Annotated in this window: 18 protein-coding genes and 2 pseudogenes; 15 read left to right on the forward strand and 5 right to left on the reverse strand. The window is 67.8% G+C overall.

All coding sequences use genetic code 11. The annotated features are described in order from the left end of the window. Window positions 1-8: 8 nt before the first annotated feature. Both FOC84_RS00620 and FOC84_RS33580 read right to left on the reverse strand, forming a co-directional pair. Window positions 9-4,872: pseudogene (locus FOC84_RS00620) on the reverse strand (beta strand repeat-containing protein); the annotation flags it as partial. Window positions 4,873-4,923: 51 nt separating this feature from the next. Further along, window positions 4,924-5,640: pseudogene (locus FOC84_RS33580) on the reverse strand (hypothetical protein); the annotation flags it as partial. A 476-nt stretch (window positions 5,641-6,116) separates the two neighbouring features. On the opposite strand from FOC84_RS33580, the gene FOC84_RS00625 reads away from it, so the two are divergent. The 15 genes from FOC84_RS00625 (at window position 6,117) to ccmI (ending at window position 18,426) form a co-directional block, all read left to right on the forward strand. Continuing rightward, complete coding sequence (locus FOC84_RS00625) at window positions 6,117-7,025, forward strand: LysR family transcriptional regulator (RefSeq protein ID WP_173142721.1); 909 nt, start codon at window positions 6,117-6,119, stop codon at window positions 7,023-7,025. A 235-nt stretch (window positions 7,026-7,260) separates the two neighbouring features. Further along, window positions 7,261-7,419: a periplasmic nitrate reductase, NapE protein gene (gene napE / locus FOC84_RS00630; protein ID WP_088139874.1), complete on the forward strand. Its 159-nt coding sequence runs from the start codon at window positions 7,261-7,263 to the stop codon at window positions 7,417-7,419. A 23-nt stretch (window positions 7,420-7,442) separates the two neighbouring features. Continuing rightward, complete coding sequence (locus FOC84_RS00635; RefSeq protein WP_173142722.1) at window positions 7,443-7,760, forward strand: chaperone NapD; 318 nt, start codon at window positions 7,443-7,445, stop codon at window positions 7,758-7,760. After that, on the forward strand, window positions 7,744-10,239 hold the full coding sequence (gene napA, locus FOC84_RS00640) for a periplasmic nitrate reductase subunit alpha (RefSeq protein ID WP_173142723.1): 2,496 nt from the start codon (window positions 7,744-7,746) through the stop codon (window positions 10,237-10,239). The genes FOC84_RS00635 and napA overlap by 17 nt, the downstream gene beginning before the upstream one ends. A 20-nt stretch (window positions 10,240-10,259) precedes the next feature. Continuing rightward, window positions 10,260-10,736 (forward strand): nitrate reductase cytochrome c-type subunit, encoded by a 477-nt coding sequence (locus tag FOC84_RS00645; RefSeq protein ID WP_041653353.1) that lies wholly within the window; start codon window positions 10,260-10,262, stop codon window positions 10,734-10,736. Between the two features lie 16 nt (window positions 10,737-10,752). Continuing rightward, the gene (locus FOC84_RS00650) at window positions 10,753-11,391 is read left to right on the forward strand and encodes a cytochrome c3 family protein (protein WP_173142724.1); all 639 of its coding nucleotides are present in this window, start codon (window positions 10,753-10,755) and stop codon (window positions 11,389-11,391) included. Continuing rightward, on the forward strand, window positions 11,378-12,064 hold the full coding sequence (gene ccmA / locus FOC84_RS00655) for a heme ABC exporter ATP-binding protein CcmA (RefSeq protein WP_173142725.1): 687 nt from the start codon (window positions 11,378-11,380) through the stop codon (window positions 12,062-12,064). Before FOC84_RS00650 ends, ccmA begins: the two co-directional genes overlap by 14 nt. Next, window positions 12,030-12,695 (forward strand): heme exporter protein CcmB, encoded by a 666-nt coding sequence (gene ccmB, locus FOC84_RS00660; protein ID WP_013393089.1) that lies wholly within the window; start codon window positions 12,030-12,032, stop codon window positions 12,693-12,695. Before ccmA ends, ccmB begins: the two co-directional genes overlap by 35 nt. A gap of 7 nt (window positions 12,696-12,702) precedes the next feature. Beyond that, the gene (gene ccmC / locus FOC84_RS00665) at window positions 12,703-13,491 is read left to right on the forward strand and encodes a heme ABC transporter permease CcmC (RefSeq protein WP_173142726.1); all 789 of its coding nucleotides are present in this window, start codon (window positions 12,703-12,705) and stop codon (window positions 13,489-13,491) included. Next, on the forward strand, window positions 13,488-13,658 hold the full coding sequence (gene ccmD, locus FOC84_RS00670) for a heme exporter protein CcmD (protein ID WP_173142727.1): 171 nt from the start codon (window positions 13,488-13,490) through the stop codon (window positions 13,656-13,658). The genes ccmC and ccmD overlap by 4 nt, the downstream gene beginning before the upstream one ends. Further along, complete coding sequence (ccmE, locus tag FOC84_RS00675; protein ID WP_173142728.1) at window positions 13,655-14,110, forward strand: cytochrome c maturation protein CcmE; 456 nt, start codon at window positions 13,655-13,657, stop codon at window positions 14,108-14,110. Before ccmD ends, ccmE begins: the two co-directional genes overlap by 4 nt. Further along, the gene (locus FOC84_RS00680) at window positions 14,107-16,113 is read left to right on the forward strand and encodes a heme lyase CcmF/NrfE family subunit (protein WP_173142729.1); all 2,007 of its coding nucleotides are present in this window, start codon (window positions 14,107-14,109) and stop codon (window positions 16,111-16,113) included. Before ccmE ends, FOC84_RS00680 begins: the two co-directional genes overlap by 4 nt. After that, window positions 16,113-16,634 (forward strand): DsbE family thiol:disulfide interchange protein, encoded by a 522-nt coding sequence (locus tag FOC84_RS00685; RefSeq protein ID WP_173142730.1) that lies wholly within the window; start codon window positions 16,113-16,115, stop codon window positions 16,632-16,634. The genes FOC84_RS00680 and FOC84_RS00685 overlap by 1 nt, the downstream gene beginning before the upstream one ends. Beyond that, a complete protein-coding gene (locus tag FOC84_RS00690; protein WP_254241862.1) occupies window positions 16,631-17,125 on the forward strand; it encodes a cytochrome c-type biogenesis protein in 495 nt (164 codons plus the stop codon). The genes FOC84_RS00685 and FOC84_RS00690 overlap by 4 nt, the downstream gene beginning before the upstream one ends. Then, on the forward strand, window positions 17,122-18,426 hold the full coding sequence (gene ccmI, locus FOC84_RS00695) for a c-type cytochrome biogenesis protein CcmI (RefSeq protein ID WP_173142731.1): 1,305 nt from the start codon (window positions 17,122-17,124) through the stop codon (window positions 18,424-18,426). The genes FOC84_RS00690 and ccmI overlap by 4 nt, the downstream gene beginning before the upstream one ends. Window positions 18,427-18,453: 27 nt before the next feature. Here ccmI and FOC84_RS00700 read toward each other — a convergent pair whose 3' ends face one another. The 3 genes from FOC84_RS00700 to dsrO are packed head-to-tail and all read right to left on the reverse strand — an operon-like array spanning window position 18,454 to window position 23,516. After that, window positions 18,454-21,654: a tetrathionate reductase subunit A gene (locus tag FOC84_RS00700; RefSeq protein WP_173142732.1), complete on the reverse strand. Its 3,201-nt coding sequence runs from the start codon at window positions 21,652-21,654 to the stop codon at window positions 18,454-18,456. Between the two features lie 37 nt (window positions 21,655-21,691). Next, window positions 21,692-22,726, reverse strand: coding sequence for an NrfD/PsrC family molybdoenzyme membrane anchor subunit (gene nrfD / locus FOC84_RS00705; protein ID WP_173142733.1), 1,035 nt, complete (start codon window positions 22,724-22,726; stop codon window positions 21,692-21,694). A 19-nt stretch (window positions 22,727-22,745) separates the two neighbouring features. Further along, window positions 22,746-23,516 carry a sulfate reduction electron transfer complex DsrMKJOP subunit DsrO gene (gene dsrO, locus FOC84_RS00710; RefSeq protein ID WP_173142734.1) on the reverse strand — a complete coding sequence of 257 codons (771 nt, stop codon included), beginning with the start codon at window positions 23,514-23,516 and terminating at the stop codon, window positions 22,746-22,748. Window positions 23,517-23,586: the final 70 nt, after the last annotated feature.

Below are 23,586 nucleotides of genomic sequence, written 5' to 3' on the forward strand. Positions count from 1 at the left end.
GATTTCCCGCAGCTGGTTCACGTTGACTGCGTCGGTGCCCGCAGTGCCGCGCGCCACATTCGCGATCTGGCGCTCCGATCCCGCAGCGCCAACCGACACCGTGTTGTCGCGGTCGGCGACGGAACCCGCGCCCAGGGCCACGGCATTGCTGCCCGATGCCTTGCTGCCATTGCCCAGCGCCGTCGCCCCCGCTCCCGACGCCTGCGCGCCGTTGCCGATCGCGGTGCTGTTCTTGCCCGAAGCCACCGCGCCCGCGCCGCCCGCCGCCGAGTTGGCGCCGCTGGCCTTGGGGGACTTGGCCGCCTTTTCCTCCTGGCTGGTCTGGAACATGCCGGCGGCGCCATTGCTGATGTTCGTCACATCGCCTTCGACGCCGGTCACACGCTCATCCAGCGCGGTGAGCTGGTCACCGACCTGGAGCACATTGCCTGCCACTTCCTGCAGGCGCTTGTCGGTGTAGTCGTTGGCCTGCTTGAGCGCGCCATCCAGCTGCCGAAGGTTCACGGCGTCCGTGGCATCGCGGCCGTCGGCCAGGTTGCTGAGCGTGCGTTCCGCGCCCGACGAACCCACCGACACCGTGCCCGCCGACCTGTTTTGCGCATCCGAGTACTTGCCGGCGTAGCGCTCCGCGCCCCTGTCCGCCACCGCGCCTGCACCCAGCGCCACATCGCCGTCCTTGCCCGCCGCCGCGCCGTTGCCCAAGGCCACCGAGTTGCCGCCATTGGCTGTCGCGCCCGGTCCCATCGCAATACTGCCAAGGCCGTTGGCCTGGGAATCCGGCAGCATCGCCGACGCCCCGCCATTGGCATGGAAGTATTTGATCCCGCCGCCGCCCTTGGTGAAGTTGTCGACCGTATCGCCTATCGACTTGACGTATTGATTGGTCTCGAACAGCTGCGAGCCATTGACGGCGTCCGTGCTGTCCGCCGACAGACCGCCCCGCGCCACGTTCCTCAGCACCGTCGCGGAACCGCCGGGGTTCAAGGTCACCATGCCGTAGTTGATGGCGCCGTCCGGATTGAGGTCGTACTTCACGCCACCTGCGTCGAGTCCGCTCACGTTCGAGGCCAGCGCCTTCAACTGGCTGACGTTCACGGCGTCGGAATCCACCGTGCCCGCGGCTACCCCGGTGATTTGCCGAAAGTTGCCGGCATCGACATCGCCCACCGACAGCGCCGCCAGCTTGCTGCGCGTGGCGTTCACGGCCGCCCCATCGGCGCCCTGCGGCAAGTACCCCGCCGCCCCGCCCACCACCTTGGCGATCGACCCCGCGCCCAGCGCCACGCCGCCGCCCGCGATGACCTTGCTGCCCGCGCCCAGGGCCACTCCCTGGACCGCGTCGGCCAACGCTTGCGTCCCCATCGCGATGCTGTCCGCCGACGTCGAGCGCGCCTGCTGTCCCAGGGCGATGCCGCCGGGCGCGCTCTGATCCACCACGGCCCGCTCGCCTATCCCCAGGCCGCGGTCGCCGTTGACCACCGTCTGCGGTCCGATGGCGATCGCCTCCACACCCGTGGCCAGGGAATCAGGCGCCGCCGAATTGGCGTGGAAGTACTGAGTGCCCGTGGTCGTCAACGATCCGATCGCGCCGGTCAGCTGGCGCAAGGTCACGGCATCGTGCTGGTCGGTACCGTCCGCCACGTTGGTGATCTGGCGATATGCACCGTCGTGGCCCACTGACACCTCGCCCAGCAAGGTGAGATCTGCAGTATTGAAAGGCACCAGCGCGCCGCCGCTGCCTATCGCAAGACTGCCCGTGATCGGCGCCAACGCGCGGGTGGACGCGGAGCCGGAACCCAGCGCCACGCTCCCCGCCTGGCTCGCCACGGCATCGCGGCCCAGCGCCAGCGCGTTGTCGGCCGTGGCCCGCGCGTTGTAGCCAAGGGCCGTGCTACCCACGCCCTGCGCATACGCATCGTCTTCCGCCAGCCCAGACTCGTTGGTCCGCGCATAGCGGATGCCCAGGCCATTGTCGACCTTGCTGATCTTGTTGGCGTCTCCGGTCAAGTTCGTGAACTTATCACCCATGGTCGTCAAGGTGTCCCCCAAGTTCGTCATCGTATCGCCCATCCGCAACACGTCCTGATTGGTGTCGTGGAGCTGCGACCCATTCACCGCATCGGTGCTGCTGGCCGACACCACCCCGCGCGCCAGGTTACTCAGCTTGGTGCCGCCTGTCGCGCCGCCGTCCGTCGATGTGGGGCCGGCCAGGGTGATCAGTGTCTTGGGGTCGCCGGCCTTGCCGTCATAGGCCACCGCCCGGTCGCCCAGGCTGCTCACGTCGTCAACCACGGACTTGAGCTGGCTTACGTTTACCGCGTCCGTGTCGGTCGCGCCCGCCGCTACATGGGTGATGCGCCGCTCGGCGCCGCCCGAACCGATGCTCACTTCACCCACCGGCGATGCGCCGGCCACCGCCGCCGCGCCCGACCGGTATGCCGCCGTGGCCAGCGTTGCGCCGTTGGCGACCGCATTGGCCCCCAGCGCCACGCTACCCCCATGGCTGGCCTGGGCATCGCGGCCCAGCGCCAGCGCGTTGTCGGCCGTGGAACGCGCGTTGTAGCCCAGCGCCGTGCTGCCCACGCCCTGCGCGTAGGCGTCAAGGGGCGCCAGTCCCCGCTCGTTGGTCCGCGCATAGCGGATGCCCAGGCCGTTGGCATCCGTGTTCGTCTGGCTGGTGTCGCCGGTAAGGTTCGTCAGTGAGCCGCCAAGGTTTGTGAGCATGTCGCCCATGTTCGTCACGGTGTCGCCCAGGCTGGTCAAAGTACCGCCCATGTTCGTCACCGTGTCACCCATCCGCAGCACGTCCTGATTGGTGTCGTAGAGTTGCGAACCGTTCACCGCATCGGTGCTGGTGGCCGACACCGCCCCGCGCGCCAGGTTGGTGAGCTTGGTGCCACCGGTCACACCACCGTCCGTGGACGCGGGGCCGGCCAAGGTGATCAGGGTCTTGGGGTCGCCGGCCTTGCCGTCGTAGGCCACCGCCCGGTCGCCCAAGCTGCCCACGTTGTCAGCCACGGACTTAAGCTGGCTTACGTTCACCGCGTCCGTGTCGGTCGCGCCCGCCGCTACATGGGTGATGCGCCGCTCGGCGCCGCCCGAACCGATGCTCACTTCACCCACCGGCGATGCGCCGGCCACCGCCGCCGCGCCCGAACGGTATGCCGCCGTGGCCAGCGTTGCGCCATTGGCAACCGCGTTGGCGCCCAGCGCCACGCTGCCCGCATGGCTGGCCTGGGCATCGCGGCCCAGCGCCAGCGCATTGTCGGCCGTGGAACGCGCGTTGTAGCCCAGCGCCGTACTGCCCACGCCCTGCGCGTAGGCATCAAGGGGCGCCAGTCCCCGCTCGTTGGTTCGCGCATAACGGATGCCCAGGCCATTGGCGTCCGTGTTCGTCTGGCTGGTGTCTCCGGTCAGGTTCGTCAGTGAGCCGCCGAGGCTCGTGAGCGTGTCGCCCAGAGTCGTGACCGTGCCTCCCATGCTTGTCACCGTATCGCCCAGATTCGTCACGGTGTCGCCCAGGCTTGTCATCGTGCCGCCCATCGTCGTCACCCTATCGCCCATGCGCAGCAGGTCCTGGTTCGTTTCGTGGAGCTGCGAACCGTTCACCGCATCGGTGCTGCTGGCCGACACCGCCCCGCGCGCCAGGTTGGTGAGCTTGGTGCCACCGGTCACACCACCGTCCGTGGACGCGGGTCCGGCCAGGGTGATCAGTGTCTTGGGGTCGCCGGCCTTGCCGTCGTAGGCCACCGCCCGGTCGCCCAGGCTGCCCATGTTGTCAGCCACGGACTTGAGCTGGCTTACGTTTACCGCGTCCGTGTCGGTCGCGCCCGCCGCCACGTTGGTGATGCGCCGCTCGGCGCCCGCCGAACCCACGCTCACTTCGCCCACCGGCGATGCGCCGGCCACCGCCGCCGTGCCCGACCGGTATGCCGCCGCGCCCAGCGTCGCGCCGTTGGCGACTGCGTTGGCGCCCAGCGCCACGCTGCCCGCATGGCTGGCCTGGGCATCGCGGCCCAGCGCCAGCGCGTTGTCGGCCGTGGAACGCGCGTTGTAGCCCAGCGCCGTGCTGCCCACGCCCTGCGCGTAGGCATCAATGGGCGCCAGTCCCCGCTCGTTGGTCCGCGCATAACGGATGCCCAGGCCGTTGGCGTCCGTATTCGTCTGACTGGTGTCTCCGGTAAGGTTCGTCAGTGAGCCGCCAAGGTTCGTGAGCGTGTCACCCATGTTTGTCACGGTGTCGCCCAGGCTGGTCAAAGTGCCGCCCATATTCGTCAAGGTGCCGCCCAAGTTCGTCACCCTATCGCCCATCCGCAGCACGTCCTGATTGGTGTCGTGGAGCTGCGACCCATTCACCGCATCGGTGCTGCTGGCCGACACCGCTCCGCGCGCCAGGTTGCTCAGCTTGGTGCCGCCTGTCACCCCGCCATCCGTGGACGCGGGTCCACCCAAGGTGATTAGGTTCTTGGGATCTCCTGCATTGCCGTCGTAGGTCACCGCCCGGTCGCCCAGCGCGTTCACCGCCTGATTCGTGGCATGAAGTTGCGAGCCGTTGATGGCATCCGTGCTGAGAGCGCCGAGCCGCCCTGCCGCGACGTTCGTGATGGTGCGCTCCACGCCAGCACTGCCCACGCTGACCGTGCTGGCGGGCGCCGATCCGGCGAAGGAATAGGATCTTCCCGCGATGGAGACGCCGGACGTGCCGACGGCGGCCGCGGTCGCCGATCCCGCCCCCAAGGCGACGTCGCCCGAATTGGAAGCGACCGAGTCAGCCCCCAGCGACAGGCTCTGCGCCGCCAGCGCGTTGGCGTCGTCGCCAATGGCCAAGGCCCTGGCTCCCGTAGCCGCCGAGCTATTGCCTAGCGCGACGGCCCCGGGTCCGCTGGCCCGATTGGCATTGCCGAGCGCCACCGCGTTTTCGCCAAGAGCCGAACTGCCTCGGCCTATGGCCACCGCGGAGAAGTTTCCCGTCGTGCCGTCGGCCACGCTGCCTACACCGATGGCCACGTCACCGTCGCGGCGGGCCTGTGCGCGCGTGCCCACCGCAACGGAATCCGCCCCCAGGGCGCGCGACTCCCCGGCAATCGCGACGGCATTGAGCCCAGCTGCCTGCGCCCCCGCCGCCGCGGTGTTGGAAGAAATACTGCCGCCAATGGCGACGCTGCCGGCCGCCGTGGCGCGCGCCCATTGGCCAAGCGCGGTCGAACCTGCGGCCAGGGCTCCGGCCTGCATGCCCACGGCGGTGCTCCGGATTGCAGCGGTCGCGGCAAAACCAACGGCGGTCGCGGCGTTACCGGTCGCCGTCGCACTGAAACCCAATATCTGCACCCCGATATGGCCGCCGCCGTCGGCGTTGCAGCCGAGGACGTTAGACCATACGCCAGATCCATCACTCGGATTCTTGGACGCGGGGTAGGCTACGCCATCCGGCCCCGTCCCTTTTGCGCCAGCGCAGGAATCTGGTTTATATGTTCCCGCGTAGACCTCGGGCACTACGCCCGCCAGCCCCGCGCATAGCGCGAGTGCCGCCGCCATGGGCGCAAGGCGCATATCCCGCCTCTCGGTTTTCACTATGGACTTTCCGCGCATCACCGCGCATTTGTCCGCTTCGATCCATACGTTCCTGAGTATCTTGTTCATGAATGGGTGCTCCAGTTCAAAAACTCAATGTGGAACTTCTCATCTCCGCGGCCGCGCCCGGCTGCCATGACCGGCCCGGGAACAAGCCGCGGCGACTGTCGCCCTCTTGCCTCGCAAACGCTCAAGCCGAAGCCGGGCTGTCGCCAAGTGCATCAAGCAAGCTGTCGATCTACTGATGGATATGGGAAAGGAATTGGGCCGAGATCATCGCGGGTGGCCTCGCTTGCCGGCGGAGGTTTCCCGCAGCGACTGCATCGGGCGATGCATTGAGCCAGAGACTAAGCCGTGCAATTGCAATCGCACATTGCATCTGGGCCTATGGGGCTTATCGGCTTGAACCCTCTATACCGATATGTTCGATATAAGTAACACTTGTAAGATATCGATTCGACGTCCATTCCCTCTTACCAGCTAAACAAATGGATCGCTCATCCGTCTTAGGGGCCACCCAAGGTCTCATCACGAGGAGCGACCCTATGGACTTGCTGGCAACAATACGCATCTATCTAAGGGTGGTGGAACGCGGAACGATCTCCGGCGCGGCGCGTGACCTGGACATGAGCCAGCCCTCCGTCAGCGAACGCATTGACAAGCTGGAACGTTTCCTGAGTGCCCGACTGTTGGTGCGCAGTTCCCGCAAGCTAAGCTGTACCGCCGAAGGCCGGACCTTCTACGAACAAGGCAAGCACCTGCTGGACACGGCCGAGACCACAATAAATTCAGTAACATTAAGCGGCAGTCAGATACAAGGAAATTTGAGACTCGCGGCGCCGCAGTGCCTGGGCGAGATCGTCGTTCCCAAAGCCTTGATGAACATACGCACGGCGCACCCCGATCTATACATGGACGTCACGCTGAGCGACTCCATTGCCGACCCGGTCATCGAAGGCGTCGATATTTCGCTGCGTCTGGGTCGTCTCAACGAAAACGGCGGCTATATTGCTTTTCCGCTCGGCTGGGTGGCCCGCAAGCTGGTCGCGACGCCTTCTTATCTGGCGGCTCACGGCCCGATAGCGACACCGGCAGACCTGGCCTGCCATCCATTCATCCGCTTGAAGGCCTTTTATGCGAAGGATCAAGTGCCTCTGACACGCGAGAACGGCCCGGTGGTGCAGACGCGGATCAAGACCGCCATGACGGTCAGCCACTGGCGCCCCATGTACGACCTGATTCTCTCGGGAGGCGGCATAGGCATCCTGCAGCATCCCGCATGCGCCAAGGCGCTGGCGCAAGGACGCCTGGTTGAGCTGCTGGACGATTATCACGTTCCGCCGCTTGCGCTCAATGCGCTGATTCCACCGCTGCGGCCGCTGCCGCAACGCGTGCGGGTAGTGCTCGATCTACTGAAGCGGGACATCCCCGCGCTGCTGCGGCCTGCTGTTTGAACAAGCGCAAGGGCCTCAGCGCCTTGCGGCGCGAATGCTGGCGCCCCGGCCATCATCGGACCTTTCGATCCCGGCGTTTTCATGGTTTTTCCCACCGTTTGGCGCCTCGCTATACAACGCCGGGCGTGCATTGTTACGCCGTGGTGCAACATTGACGCCCTTCAAAGCCATCTGCTAAAAGCTCCGATATCCGCACGTTAAACGCAATGCCCCAACTGTCGTAGTGAGGTGCTGTGTGCAAAACGAGTCCGATGGCTACACCAAGCCTCAGGAGCTACGTAGTTTCCTGTTCCTGACGGCTGTCATGGCCCCCGTCCTATCGGTCATCATCGTGGCGGGCTACGGTTTCCTCGTCTGGTTCTATCAGCTGCTGGCCGGCCCCCCCGGCAGCTGATGCAACGCGACGGAACCCCTCCCATGTCCGCGCTCCCCCACTCCGCGCCGCCTGCGGCGCCGCCAGAGCTGCATATCGCCAGCATGGTGGTGCACGCCACGCCGCGCCGCTTGCCCGATGTCCGCCAGGCGATTCTTGCGATCGCCGGGGCGGAAATCCATGGCGCTTCCGATACCGGCAAACTGGTGGTCACCCTGGAAGCCCCCTCCACCGACGACATGATGGCCCGGATCTCCGAGATCCAGCGCCTGGATGGCGTGCTGGCTTCGGCGCTGGTCTACCAGCACGCCGATACGCTGGACGCGATGAACGAGGAGATTGACGATGGCAATGGCTCGTAGAGACTTCATCAAGCAATCCGCCGCCGCCGCGGCCGCCACCGTGGCCGGCATCCCCATCGTCGGCTACACGCAGAACATCGTCACCGAATCCGAAGCCGCCAAGCTCAAGTGGTCCAAGGCGCCCTGTAGGTTCTGCGGGACCGGCTGCGGCGTGAACGTCGCGGTGAAGGACAACCAGGTCGTGGCCACGCACGGCGATTTCAACGCCGAGGTCAACAAGGGCCTGAACTGCGTCAAGGGCTATTTCCTGTCCAAGATCATGTACGGCAACGACCGGCTGACCACGCCGCTCTTGCGCATGAAAGACGGCAAGTACGCCAAGGACGGGGAATTTGCGCCGGTATCCTGGGACCAGGCCTTCGACGTCATGGCCGAGCAGTTCAAGCGGGTGCTGAAGGACAAGGGGCCCGAGGCCGTGGGCATGTTCGGTTCCGGCCAATGGACCGTCTGGGAAGGCTACGCCGCGCTCAAGCTGATGAAGGCGGGCTTTCGCAGCAACAACCTGGACCCAAACGCGCGCCACTGCATGGCCTCGGCCGCGGTGGGCTTCATGCGCACCTTCGGCGCCGACGAGCCCATGGGCTGTTACGACGACATCGAGAACGCCGATGCCTTCGTACTGTGGGGCTCCAACATGGCGGAGATGCACCCGATCCTGTGGACCCGCGTGACCGACCGCCGGCTGTCCGCGCCCAAGACCAAAGTAGTCGTGCTGTCCACCTTCGAGCACCGTTCGTACGAGCTGGCCGACATCGCGCTGACTTTCACGCCGCAAACGGACCTGGCGATCCTGAACTACATCGCCAACCACATCATCCAGACCAAGCGCGTGAACCGCGATTTCGTCGACAAGCACACGACTTTCCGCGAGGGCAATGCCGACATCGGCTATGGCTTGCGGCCCGAGCATCCGCTGCAGAAAGCCGCCAAGAACGCAGGCGATGCCGGCGGCTCCAAGCCCATCACTTTCGACGATTTCGCCAAGTTCGTCTCCAAGTACGACCTGGACTACACCGCCAAGCTGAGCGGCCTGCCCAAGAAGCAGCTGGAGGAACTGGCCGAACTCTATGCCGACCCGAAGGTGCGCGTCACGTCCTTCTGGACCATGGGTTTCAACCAGCACACCCGCGGCGTGTGGGCCAACAACATGGTCTACAACATCCACCTGCTGACCGGCAAGATCTCCACGCCGGGCAACAGCCCCTTCTCGCTGACCGGACAGCCCTCGGCCTGTGGCACCGCCCGCGAGGTGGGCACCTTCTCGCACCGTCTGCCGGCCGACCTGGTGGTGACCAATCCCAAACACCGCGCGCACGCCGAGGAAATCTGGCAACTGCCCGACGGCACCATCCCCAGCAAGGTGGGCGCGCATGCGGTCCTGCAGAACCGCATGCTCAAGGACGGCAAGATCAACGCCTACTGGGTGATGGTCAACAACAACATGCAGGCCGCCGCCAACCTGATGAACGAAGGCTTGCCCGGCTACCGCAACCCCGACAACTTCATCGTGGTGTCGGACGCCTACCCCACCGTCACCACCATTTCGGCCGACCTGATCCTGCCGGCGGCCATGTGGGTCGAAAAGGAAGGCGCCTACGGCAACGCGGAACGCCGTACCCAGTTCTGGCATCAACTGGTCAACGCGCCGGGCGAGGCGCGCTCGGACCTGTGGCAGCTGATGGAATTCTCCAAGCGCTTCAAGGTCGAGGACGTCTGGCCCGCCGACCTGCTGGCCAAGAAACCCGAGTACCGCGGCAAGACGCTGTTCGACGTGCTGTTCGCCAACGGCAAGGTCAACCGCTATCCCAACACCGAGCGCGCCAAGGACTACGCCAACCAGGAAGCCGAGGCTTTCGGCTTCTATGCGCAGAAGGGGCTGTTCGAGGAATATGCCGAATTCGGCCGCGGCCACGGGCACGATCTGGCGCCGTTCGACACCTATCACGAAGTGCGCGGCCTGCGCTGGCCGGTGGTCAAGGGCAAGGAAACGCTGTGGCGCTACCGCGAAGGCAGCGACCCCTACGTGAAGCCGGGCGCCGGCTTCGAGTTCTACGGCAACGCCGACGGCCGGGCGGTGATCTACGCCCTGCCCTATGAACCGCCCGCCGAATCGCCAGACAAGGAATACCCGTTCTGGCTGTCCACCGGGCGCGTCCTGGAGCATTGGCATTCCGGCTCGATGACGCGGCGGGTGCCGGAGCTATACCGGGCCTTTCCCAACGCGGTCTGTTTCATGCACCCCGACGACGCCCAGGAAATGGGCTTGCGGCGCGGCGTCGAGGTCGAGGTCGTGTCGCGGCGCGGCAAGATGCGCACGCGCCTGGAAACCCGCGGGCGCGACAAGCCGCCGCGCGGCCTGGTCTTCGTGCCGTGGTTCGACGCCGGCCAGCTGATCAACAAGGTCACGCTGGACGCCACCGATCCGATCTCGTTCCAGACCGACTTCAAGAAGTGCGCGGTCAAGATCGTCAAGGTCTGAAAGGCGAACCGGAGACAGCCATGAACCTACGCGCCCTTACTCTCGCGACCTGCGTCATCCTCGGTTCGGCCGCCTGGGCGGCCCCGCCGCTGGAGGTCGAAGACCCGATGCGCGGCCCCACGCCAATCGCGCAGGAAGCCGACCCGCCGCTCATCAGCCCGGTCGAAAACAAGGACATCCGGCGCATGCGCACGTATTCGATGCAGCCGCCCACCATTCCGCACAAGATCGACGGCTACCAGGTCGACAAGGACTTCAACCGCTGCCTGGCCTGTCACGCGCGCGTGAACACCGAGGAAACCCAGGCCCCGCCCCTGAGCGTGACCCACTACATGGACCGCGACAGCAACGTGCTGGCGGAAGTCTCGCCGCGCCGCTACTTCTGTGTGCAATGCCACGTGCCGCAGACCGAGGCCAAGCCTCTGGTGTCCAATACTTATCAGGACATCGATGTGATCCTCAAGCGCCTGACTGCCCCGGCGCCCGCCAAGAAGTAAGCGACCGGAGGCAGCCATGCTCGGACTCATCAAGCGCTACTGGAACATCATCCGACGGCCCAGCGTGCATTTCAGCCTGGGCTTCCTGACGGTCGGCGGATTCATCGGCGGCATCCTGTTCTGGGGCGCCTTCAACACCGCCATGGAACTCACCAATACCGAGAAGTTCTGCACCGGCTGCCACGAAATGCGCGACAACGTGTACGCCGAGTTGAAGGGCACCATCCACTTCACCAACCGCTCCGGCGTGCGGGCGCTGTGCTCGGACTGCCACGTGCCGCACAACTGGACCGACAAGATCGCACGCAAGATGCAGGCGTCCAAGGAAGTGTGGGGCAAGATCTTCGGCACCATCGACACGCGCGAGAAGTTCGTCGAAAAGCGCCTGGAACTGGCCCAGCACGAATGGGCGCGCTTCAAGGCCAATGATTCGCTGGAATGCCGCAACTGCCACAACTACGAATACATGGACTTCACGCGCCAGAGCCCGCGCGCGCAGAACATGCATTCGACCTATCTGGCCGACAAGAGCAAGACCTGCATCGACTGCCACAAGGGCATCGCCCACAAGCTGCCCAACATGGGGCCGGGTCCGACCTCCATGGCGCCGGAGCCGGCAGGCTCCGCCAAGGAAGTGGCGCATGCGGCCCGCTGACGCGCCGCCGCCCATGCTTTGCGCGCGCGGCCTGGCCAGCCGCCGCGGCCATTGCGCGCCGGTGGATTTCGAGCTGCATGGCGGCCAGCTGCTGCACGTGCGGGGCGCCAATGGCAGCGGCAAGACCAGTCTTCTGCGCATGCTCGCGGGCCTGCTGCGGCCGCTGGCCGGCAGCGTGCTGTGGCGCGGCGGCGACGCGCGCAGCGATCCCTCAAGCTACCGCGCCTGTATGGCGTACCTGGGGCACGGCAACGGCCTGTGCGGCGAACTGAGCGCCGCCGAGAACCTGCGCTATGCCCTGCACATCGCCGGCACGCCGCTCGCGGAAACGCGCATCTTGCACGCCTTGCGCGCATGGCGCCTGGAATCCTGCGCCAAGGTCCCCGCCCTGCGCCTATCCCAGGGCCAGGGCCGCCGACTGGCGCTGGCCGCCGTCGTGCTGGGCGGCAAGCCGCTATGGCTGCTGGATGAGCCCGACGCGGGCCTGGACTCGGCCAGCCTGGCGCAACTGAGCCTGGCGCTGGAAACGCACCTGGCGGCCGGCGGCGCCGTGGTGCTGGCCTCGCACCGCGAACCCGGCTGCGCCGCCGCGCACGTCCACACCCAAACCCAAACCCTGGACATGGATGACTACGCGGATGCTGGCTACGCTGTCGCAGTTGGCATTGCGTGAAATCCGGCTGGCCTGGAGACGGCCCGCGGACACGCTGGGCGCCACCCTGTTCTTCATCGTGGCCGGCACGCTGTTCCCCTTGGCGGTCGGCCCCGATCCCGCGCTGCTGCTGGCCATCGGGCCGGGCGTGCTGTGGGTCTGCGCCCTGCTGGGCATCCTGCTGACTCTGAACCGGCCCTTCGCCCAGGACTACGACAACGGCGCGCTGGAACAACTGCTGGTGTCGCCGCATCCGCTGCCGCTGCTGGTGGGCGCGAAACTGGCGGCCCACTGGTTCAGCAGCTGCCTGCCCTTGATCCTGGCCAGCCCGGTGCTGGCCCTGCAGTTTGGCCTGTCGCCGCAGGCCATCGGCATCCTGGTCCTGTCGCTGCTGCTGGGCACGCCGACGCTGGCGCTGGTGGGCGGGCTGGGCGCGGCGCTGACGCTGGGCCTGCGCGGCGGCGCCCTGCTGCCGCTGCTGGTGCTGCCGCTGTACGTGCCGGTGCTGATCTTCGGCGCGGGCGCGGTGTCGGCCTCGCACGCCGGCATGGGCGCCGGGCCGCAATTGTCGCTGCTGGGCGCATGCCTGTGCCTGGCCATCCTGTTGTGCCCCTGGAGCGCCTCGGCGGCGCTGCGCGTGGCGCTGGACTGAGGACGCCATGCACAAGCACCCTGCCCTCAACGCGTATCCCCCCGCTGCCGCAACGGGCGCGGGCTGGCTGCGCTACGCCTCGCCTGCCGCGTTCTATCCCCTGGCCGGCAGGATGATTCCGTGGCTGGCGTTGGGCGCCGCGCTGTTCGCGGCCGCGGGCCTGTACGTGGGATTGGCGGTCGCCCCGACCGACAGCCAGCAGGGCGAGGTCTACCGCATCCTCTTCATCCACGTCGGAGCGGCGTGGATGTCGATGTTCCTGTACCTGGTCATGGCGCTGTACGCCGCGCTGGGGCTGATCTTCAATACCCGCCTGTCGTTCATGATGATGCGGGCGCTGGCCCCCACCGGCGCGCTGTTCACCTTCCTGACCCTATGGACCGGCGCACTGTGGGGCAAGCCGACCTGGGGCGCCTGGTGGGTATGGGACGCCAGGCTCACCTCCGAACTGATACTGCTGTTCCTGTACCTGGGCTTCATGGCCTTGCAGGCGGCCGCCGACGACGACGCGCAACGGGCCGACCGCGGCGGCGCCATCCTGGTGCTGGCGGGCGTGATCAACGTGCCCATCATCTATTTCTCGGTGCGCTGGTGGAGCACGCTGCATCAGGGCGCGTCGATCAATCTCACCGCCGCGCCCAGCATGGCCCATGTCATGGTGACCGCGATGCTGCTGATGGTGGCGGCGTTCTGGCTCTATGGCGCGGCGGCGGCGCTGGCGCGCGTGCGCGGCATCATCGCCGAACGCGAGCCGGGCGCGGTGCGGGCCGACCGGACACGGCGGGAGGCGCCATGAGCTGGGAAGCGCTGTTCTCGCTGCAAGGCCACAGTCCCTATCTGCTGGGCGCGTATGGCGTGACGCTGGCGCTGATCGGCCTGGAAGCGTTGGTGTTGTGGCGGCGTAGCCGCGTCCGGCGCGCGGCGCAGGTTGCCGCCAGCCGCGCGGACAGGACTGCGCCATGAGCCCGCGCAAGCGCCGCGCGCTGGCCATCGTCGGCGGCCTGGGCCTGCTGGCCGCCGCCGCCGCGCTGGTGCTCAACGCCCTGCAATCCAACCTGGTGTTCTTCTTCAGCCCTACCCAGGTGGTGGCGAAGGAAGCGCCAGCCAACGGCAGCTTCCGCGTCGGCGGCCTGGTGGAGCAAGGTTCGCTGCGCCGCGAGGCCGACGGCCTGACGCTGCGCTTTGCGGTGACGGACACCGCGCACACCGTGCCGGTCACGTATCAGGGCCTGCTGCCCGACCTGTTCCGCGAGGGCAAGGGCGTGGTGGTGGCCGGCAAGCTGGGGCCGGACGGCGTGTTCCGCGCGACCGAGGTGCTGGCCAAGCACGACGAGAACTACATGCCCCCCGAAGCCGCCGACGCGCTCAAGCGCGCGGGCGCCGGGGCCAACGCCATGCGCGCGGAGGCGCAATGATTCCCGAGATCGGCCTGTTCAGTCTGATCCTGGCGCTGCTGGTGGCGCTGGCGCAAGGCGTGCTGCCGCTGGTGGGCGCCGCCACCGGCTGGCAGGCGGGGCTGAGGGTGGCTCGGCCCGCCGCGGTGGGCCAGTTCGCCCTGACCACCGTGGCCATGGGCTGCCTGGCCTGGGCCTTCGTGGATAACGATTTTTCCGTGCTGTACGTGGCCGCGAACTCGCATGCGGACCTGCCCACCGCCTATCGCTTTACGGCGGTGTGGGGCGGACATGAAGGGTCGCTGCTGCTGTGGCTATACCTCCTTACCGCCTGGACCCTGGCCGTGGCGCTGTGCAGCCGCCGCCTGCCCCTGCCTTTCGTCGGCCGCGTGCTGGCGGTGATGGGCTGGATCAGCGTGGGCTTGTTGCTGTTCCTGCTGTTCCTGTCCAACCCCTTCGAGCGCCTGATGCCGCCGGCCATGGCCGGCCGCGACCTGAATCCGCTGTTGCAGGATCCAGGCATGATCGTGCATCCGCCCATGCTGTACATGGGCTACGTCGGCTTCTCCGTGGCCTTCGCCTTCGCCATCGCGGCGCTGCTGTCGGGCGAACTGGACGCCATGTGGGCGCGCTGGGTGCGCCCCTGGACGCTGGCGGCCTGGACCTTCCTGACCGTAGGCATCCTGCTGGGCAGCGCCTGGGCCTACTACGTGCTGGGCTGGGGCGGCTGGTGGTTCTGGGACCCGGTGGAGAACGCCTCCTTCATGCCCTGGCTGGCGGGCACCGCGCTGATCCATTCGCTGATCGTGACCGAGAGACGCGGCGCCTTCCGCAGCTGGACGGTGCTGCTGGCCATCTGCACGTTTTCGCTCAGCATCCTGGGCACTTTCCTGGTGCGATCGGGCGTGCTGACTTCCGTCCACGCCTTCGCGGTGGATCCGGGTCGCGGCCTGTACATATTGGCATTCATGCTGGTGATCGTGGGTGGATCGCTGGCCCTGTATGCGTGGCGCGCACCCACGGTGGGGCTGGGCGGAGGCTTTTCGCTGCTGTCGCGCGAGTCCCTGCTGCTGTCCAACAATGTGGTGCTGACGGTGGCGGCGGGCTCGGTGCTGCTGGGCACGCTCTACCCGGTGGTGCTGGACGTGCTGGAGTGGGGCAAGATTTCCATCGGCCCGCCCTATTTCGAAGCCGTGTTCGTGCCGCTGATGACGCCCGCCATCTTCCTGATGGGCGCAGGCCCGGTGGCGCGCTGGAAGCAGGCGGAGCTGCCCGACCTGGGCCGCCGCCTGCGCATCGCGTTCGCGGTCAGCGTCGCGACCGCGGTGCTGCTGCCGCTGGCCATGCCGGGCCCGGCGCGGCTGGGTTCGCCCATGGTGATGCTGGGCCTATGGCTGGCGGCGTGGTCGGTCGCCAGCGCCGCGGCGCACGCCTGGCAACGGCTGACGGATGGCGACGGCCAGTGGCTGCGCCGGCTGGGCCGCCAGCCACGCTCCTGGTACGGCATGCTGCTGGCGCATGGGGGCATGGGCGTATTCATCGCCGGGGTCACGCTGGCCAACGGCTATGAGGTCAAGCAGGAATTGCGGATGGAGCTGGGCTCCACCCAGGAAGCCGGCGGCTACGCCTTCACGTTCGCCAGCATCGCGCCGGCCGCCGGACCCAACTACAGCGCGCAGCGCGCCGTATTTCCGGTGACCCGGGAGGGTAAACCAGTGCTTACGCTGTATCCGGAAAAGCGCCTCTACACGGTGCAGGACATGGCGCTGAGCCAGGCCGACATCGACAGCGGCTTCACCCGCGACCTGTTCGTGGCGCTGGGCGAACCGGTGGGTGACAAGGCCTGGACGGTGCGCCTGCAGGTCAAGCCCTTCATGACCTGGATCTGGACGGGCTGCATCCTGATGGCGCTGGGCGGCCTGCTGGCGGCCGGCGACAAGCGCTACCGCCGCGCACAGGAACCGGCGCGGGCGCCGCAGCCGGCCATGCCCGGCGCCGCGCGCGCCACGCGGGAGGGCGTCTGATGCTGCGCTACCTGGTGCCGCTGGCGGCCTTCCTGGCCATGGCCGTGTTCCTGGCGATGGGCTTGTCGCGCGATCCGCGCGCGGTCCCCTCGGCCATGATAGACAAGCCTGCCCCCGCCATCGGCCTGCCGGTGCTGCTGGCCCCCGGCAAGACGCTGGAAGTGCAATCGCTGCGTGGCCAGGTCTGGCTGCTGAACGTATGGGCGTCCTGGTGCGGACCGTGCAAGGAGGAACTGCCGGTCTTGCGCGAGGCGGCCCGACGCCACGGCATTCCGCTGTACGGTTTGAACTACAAGGACAAGCCCGAAGAAGCCGAAGCCTGGCTGGCGCGCAACGGCAATCCCTACATCGCTTCAGCCAGCGACATCGACGGCCGCGTCGGCATCGAATATGGCGTCTATGGCGTGCCCGAGACCTTCGTGATCGACCGTGACGGCCGCATCCGCTACAAGCAGCTGGGCCTGATCACGCCCGATATCTGGCGCGACCGGATCCAGCCCGCCATCGAGGCGCTGCGATGAAGCGGCCGCCTATCCTGCCTCGCGGCCTGGCGTGGGCCGGCCTGCGCGCCCTGCTGCTGGCGCTGGCCTTGACGGCAGCCGCGCGCGCCCAGGTCCACGCCGGCGCCGCGCAACCCTTGCCGCCTGTCCTGGAACAACGCGCCGACAAGCTGGCCCACGGACTGCGCTGCCTGGTGTGCCAGAACCAGACCCTGGCCGAGTCGAACGCGCCGCTGGCCCAGGACATGCGCAAGCTGATCCGCGACCAATTGGCCGAAGGCCGCAGCGATGCGCAGATCATGCGGTTCTTCGAAGACCGCTATGGCGACTTCGTGCGCTACGACCCGCCCTTCAAGCCCATCACCTGGCTGCTGTGGCTGGGGCCGTTCGCGCTGCTGGCGCTGGGCTTCTTCGTGCTGTTGCGCACCTTGAAGCGCCGCGCCGGCGCGCGCGCGCCCCTGACCGCCGACGAACGCGCGCGCGCGGCGCGCTTCCTGGATACCGGCTCATGACCACTCTCTGGATCATCGTGGTGCTCCTGCTGCTGGCGACCCTGCTCTGCCTGATCCCGCCGCTGCTGCGGCGCGCGCCCACCGAACAACCCGCGTCCGAGGCCAATGTGCGCGCGTTCTATCTGGCGCAGCGCGAACAATTGCGGCGCGACATGGACAACGGCAGCCTCACCGCCGCCGCTGGCATGCGCGCCGAAGAAGAGCTGCAGCGCGACCTGCTGCAGGACCTGGACTTGCGGCGCGGCCGCGGCGCGCCCTGGGCCGGGCAGCGCGCGGGGATCATGGCCGCCTGCCTGCTGACCGTGCTGATCCCGGTGGCGGCCGTGATGCTCTACGGCCAGTTGGGCAACCCGCGCGCGGCGGCCAGCGCCAGCGCGGGCCAGCCCGCCGAACCGCACGCGGCCGACACCGGCAATGACATGACGCTGGCCATCAACGCGCTGGCCCAGCGGCTGCGGGCGGCGCCAGATGATGCCGACGGCTGGTACATGCTGGCGCGTTCCTATGAAACCCTGGCACGCTACACCGACGCGGTGGCCGCCTATCAACAGGTGCTGCGCTTGGTCCCGGGCCAGCCAGCGGTACTGGCCGACCTGGCCGACGCGCTGCTGTCGGCCAACCAGGGCAACCCGGACGAGGCCTCCATCGCTGCGGTGGCGCAGGCCCTGGCCGCGCAGCCGGACCAGCCCAAGGCCCTGGCCCTGGCCGGCATGATGGCCTTGCGCCGCGGCGACGCGGCCGAGGCGCTGGCGCATTGGGAACGGCTGCAGGCCCAATTGCCGCCGGACTCGGAAGCCGCGAGGCAGATCCAGTCCAACATCGCGCAGGCGCGCAACATGGCCGCAGCACCCGCCGGCACACCTGCCATGGCATCCACGGCCTCGCCCCCCGGCGCAGCGCCCGCTGCCGCATCCACGCCCCCCGCCGCTGGCGCAGCGCCCGCGGCCGCCGCTTCGAACGCCCGCATCAGCGGACGCGCAAGCATCGCCGATGGGCTGCGCGGCCGGGTCCAGCCCTCCGATACCGTGTTCATCCTGGCGCGTCCCGAGGAAGGTTCGCGCATGCCGCTGGCCATCCTGCGCATGCAGGTCTCCGACCTGCCACGGGATTTCGTGCTGGACGACAGCAGCGCCATGTCGCCGGACGCGACCTTGTCGCGCGCCAGCAAGGTGCGGGTGGAGATCCGCGTCAGCAAGTCCGGCACGGCGGCCGCGCGGCCGGGCGACCTGGGCGGCGCATTGCCCGCCCTCGGCATCCATGCGGACGGACTGGAACTGGTGGCCGATACCATCGTGCCCTGAGGCACACAGTACCGGCCCGCCCAGCGCTCAGACCCGCTCGATCCGCGCAGGCAGCCCCTGGCGCACCGCCGCGCCGGAGACCCAATCGATCCAGACGTTGGCATGCTCGCCGCGCGTGGCGTCGCCGAACCCCAGGTCGTTCAGGTTCACGCCTGCGGCCAGCGCCGGATCGTGCGGCATGGGCTTGCCATCCACCACGTGGGCGCGCGCGCCCAGCTCGGTATGCCCGTAGCCGTGCTCGATGCCCACCGCGCCCGGCTGGATGCCGTCGCGCAGCAGCGCCAACCCGGTCACCGCGCCGCCCGGCGTCACGATACGTACCGCGTCGCCATTGCGGATGCCCAGGCGCTCGCCGTCCTGGCGGTTGATCGACACCGGATTGTGCGGATGCACCTGGCGCAAACGGTTCACGCCTATCGACATGGAACTCATCAGGTTGGACTTGAACGAGCTGAGCAAGAACGGCCAGTCCTTCTGCGCGTAGTGCGCCCGCATGTCGCGGCCGTCGGCCAGGCGCGTCGGATACCAGGTCGGACAGCCGCTATAGCGCTCGCCCGTCATGGAATGGCGAAAGCCCGCCAGTTCCTCGCTCCAGACCTGCAGCGGCTTGGCGTAGGCGACACGCGTCTGCCGCGTCCCGCCTTCTTCCACCCAGGCGTCCTGCATCTTGTCGAAGCGCCCGCCACGGCTCATCACCATGGCGACCTGGCGCCATTCGCCCGGCTTGAGTTTCTGCTGCAGCAGCGCGCCGTAACGGTCCACGCCGGTGAGCGCCATGTCGTCGTCGCTGGCCTCGGGCACGGGCTTGCCGGCCGCGAAAGCGATATTGGCCATGCCGCGCAGGAAGAAATCCTCCGGCGTGTCCAGCGCGTACTTGGCGCCGTCCTTGTCGGAGATGGCGCCCGCGCCGAAGCCCGGCATGCCCAGCCGCTTGGCGCAAGCGATCAGGAAGGTCTCCAGGCAGACCGGCTCGTCCGTGGCCGTGCGCGCCACGCGCGGCTGCACGGCCGGCCAGCGCACGGTGGACGCCTTGGCGACCACGTCCGCCCAGGGCGCCGAGACGCCCCAGCTTTCGTAGGTCACCGTGTCCGGCACGATGTAGTCGGCCAGCGCATTGGTCTCGTTGATGAAGGGGTTGATCGATACCGATAGCGGCAAGAGGCGCGGATCCTTCATCTTGTCGATGATGACGCTCTTCAAGCCGGCGATGCCGTAGATCGGGTTGCTCATGTGGTTGAACCAGACCTTGGCATGGTACGGATAACCCGCCAGCGCGGACGCCAGCATTTCCGAACTGAGCCCGCCGGTGGCCGGATACCAGGGCGCCGCGGCCGGATAGGCCGGCTGGCCGGCGGCCTTCTTGCGCTTGAATTCGTTGGACTTCTCGTACGGAAAGCGGTTGCGCGACAGGCCCACGCCCTTGGGCGTGGCGCGGTTGGCGAAGCCGGCGATGTTGTAGCGCGGCCCCTGTCCGTAGGGCGGAAACGGACCGGCATCCAGCACCAGGCCGCCTTCGACGTTGAGGTTGCCCACCAGTGTGTTCAGCATGGCGATGGCGTAAGCGGTATAGAAGCCCGAGCCGCTCATGGTGCCGCCATGCGCATCGGCCACGGCGCGCTTGCCGTAGCTGGTGAAACGCTCGGCCAGCGACGCGATCTTGGCGGCGGGCACGCCGCTCAGCTCCGCGTACTCGTCCAGCGTCTTGCGGCGCGCTTCCTCGCGCAGCAGCGACAGCGAACTGCGCACGCGCAGCGCCTGGGGCGCGCCGTCCATGCCGGGCGCGGCCACCGTGTCGTCCACGAACAGCGTGGCGGGCGCGGCCGCGGTGTGCGGCGCCAGCGTGCCGTCTTCCAGGCGCACGACGTAGACGTCTTCCCACTTCTCGCCGGCATCGGCCGGGCGCGCCCAGCCCAGGTCTGCACCGCGCAGGAAGCTGCCCAGGCGCGGATGGCCGGGCTCGGCCACCACCAGATGGGTGGCGTTGGTCCAGGCCGCCTCGCCCGCGGCCTTCATGGCCTCGGGGCCGGGCTGCGCCAGCGCGCGGGCGTCGTAGCGCTCGTTGTCCAGGATCCAGCGGATCAGGCCCATGGCCAGGCCCAGGTCGCCGGCCGGATTGACCGGCACCCACTCATTGCCCGATCCGGCCGACAGGCTGGACGAGGCCGGCAGCATGGGCGACACGACCACGTACGTAAAACCAGTCTCTACCGGCCGCACGCGGGCCTCGGCCAACTGGCGGGCCTGGCGCTGGAACGGGTTGCCGGACTGCGCCGGGGCCGCGCCGATGAACAGGCCAAAGCGCGCATTGTCCCAATCCGGCTTGCCGTGGGGCATGCCCTTCAAATCGCCCAGCGCGGCGCCCGCGCCCACGCGGAAGCTCTGGCCGCAATAGGAACCGTGGTTGCTGAAGTTGACCGTGCCGAACGATTGCCCGGCAAAGCGCTGGATCAGCGGCGTGCGCCCTTCGTTGGACGCGTCGGTGAACAGGAACTGGTTGACCTTGGCGCCATACTCGGGGTTCTGCGGGTCCAACGGCGTTTCGCGGTCGAAGATGGCGCGCAGGCCGTCCACCTGGCCTTCGCCGAACAGGTCGCCGCCTTCGCAGACTTCCTGCACCAGCTGTTCGAACGAGATGGTCTGCCACTTGCCCTCGCCGCGCTTGCCCACGCGCTTGAGCGGCTGCAACACACGGAAGGGGCTGTTCATCTGCTCCAGCATGGCCGAACCGCGGGCGCACGACGTGGCGCGCCCTTCCAGGCCATTGTCGCCGCCCAGCTGCGCATAGACTTCGCGCACCGGCGCTTCCATGGCGGCCGGCCGAGTCGTGGCCAGCGGATGATAGGGGTTGCCGGCCACGCGCAGGATGCGGTTTTCCTTCGTGTCCACGCGCAGACGCACGCCGCACTGGGTCCAACAGCCCAGGCAGCTGGAGGGACTGACGGTCTGCCCCGGCTGCGCGCTGAGCACGCCGGTCAAGGGATCGATGCGGAATTCCGGCGTCAGCGAGTTGCCGCGCACGGCGTGCGCCGTGGGCACGCCGGCCGTGCCTTGCGCCAGGCCCTTCACGGCCCGGACCACGGTTTCGCCATAGCCCGCCGCAAAAGCCGCCATGCCGCCGGCGACCACGCCGCCGCGCACCATCAATTTGCGCCGCGCCTCATCGCGCGGCTGGTCGGGGGCCTCGTCCGGCGGGGCGCCGCGCTTGTCGTCTTCGTGTTGCTTGTCCATTGCTTCTATTCCATGTTCTTTCGTCTAGCGGCGGCGCTCAGGCCGCCAGGCCCCGCGTACGCGCCGGGAACAGCTCCAGGGCGTAGGTCACGGCGGCGATCAGCGCCACGCACAGGCCCAGCACGCCCACCATGCCGAGCAGACCGTCGCTACCCCAGGGCATCTCGTACAGGTAGAGGCCGGCGCCGTACTTGGGCACGCCCTGCACGCTCATGAAGACCACCCAGCGGAAGATCCACGCCGCGGCCAGCATGGTCAGGGCCAGCACGGCCGAGGGCAGCGGCGCGGCCAGCGTGCGCGCCGGACGCTGCAGCAGCGCGATCATGCAAAAGCCGGTCGCCACCGCGCCCGCCAGGCTGACGCGCCAGATCGGAAATTCCGTGAACAGGCGCAGGGCGGCGTCGAACGAGGGATCCATGCCCAGCAGCCCCAGCAACGTCCAGGCGCCAGCGCCCAGCGCCATCATCACCACCGCCGTCAGGCTCAAGCTGCGCAGCAGCTCCACCGGCATGGCCTGCGTGCCGCCGCGCAGCCAGCGGCCCACCAGGAACATGGCCCCCAGCGCGCCCAGCCAGGCGGTCAGCGCGAAGTTCACGGGCAGGAACACCGTGTGCCACAGCGGCCGCGAACGCAGCACCATCACTTCGGCGCCGGTATAGACCAGAATGGACAGCGCCGACACCGCCAGCGCCATGCCCAGCGCGCGCACCCAGCCAATACGGCCCCACCACCAGGCGGCGCAGAACAGCAACGCCAGGGTCACGAACACCGGCAGCAGCAAGGCGCCCAGCCACATCCACGACCAGGGCGTGAGATGTGCATAGAAATGCCAGAAGCGCCCGGGCTGGTGCAGGTCCGCCAACAGCGACACGGGCGCGGCGATGGCGCTGACCAGCAGCACCGTCACGGCCGCGGGCAGCAGGCGGCGCGCGGACGAGCCCGCGCCGCCGAACGCCGCGAAGGCGGCGGTCAGCGCGGTGGTGGCGCTGATGCCGATGAGGAAGAAGTACTGCACGGCCCACGGCAGCCAGGCGGCGTCGTAGACCGGCGTCAACAATTCAGAGATCTGCATAGTCATCCCCTTCGATGGCTCAATGGCCGCCAGCCAGCCGCACGCCGGCCTGGCCGTCGACCTGATGGACGAACGCATCGGGCAGGCCGATGTAATAGACGTGGGGATCGGTCTTCATTTCGGGCTTGAGCACCTTGATGTCTTGCTTGTGCTCAACCAGCAGCTTGGAAATCGCGCTGTCGGGATCATTCATGTCGCCGATGACGCGCGCGCCGCCCACGCAGCTTTCCACGCAAGCCGGCAGCAGCCCCGCTTCCAGGCGGTGCTCGCAGAACGTGCATTTGTCGGCGGTCTGCGTTTCGTGGTTGATGAAGCGCGCGTCGTAGGGACAGGCCTGCACGCAATAGGCGCAGCCCACGCAACGCTCGTTGTCGACCAGCACGATGCCGTCTTCGCGCTGGAAGGTGGCCTGCACCGGACAGACCGGCACGCAAGGCGGGTTGTCGCAGTGGTTGCACAGGCGCGGCAGCATCACCATGGAGGCGGGGCCGCCGGCATCGGGCAGGACTTCGTATTGCAGGACGGTGGTGCGGAACTGCCCGATGGGGGGCAGGTTTTCCATGGAACAGCTGACCGTACAGGACTGGCAGCCGATGCACTTGCGCATGTCCACGACCATGCCGTAGCGCTTGCCCGGAATACCCGGGCGGCGCGGCGGCTGCCCATTGATGCCGGTTGCCTCGGCGCGGATGGGTATGACGGTGGCCGCGGCCCCCAACCCCAATAAGCCCTTCAGAAAGCCTCGTTTACCCGGGAGTGGCGGTTCCGGGGGGCTGGCGGGGGTACTCATAGTGCTTCTCCAAGCGTTAATTCTGTTACGGGAATTAACTTATCACTTGGAGTTATATAGAGACTTGATA

Origin of the sequence: Achromobacter pestifer (assembly GCF_013267355.1) — a bacterium.
GTDB lineage: Bacteria > Pseudomonadota > Gammaproteobacteria > Burkholderiales > Burkholderiaceae_B > Achromobacter > Achromobacter pestifer_A.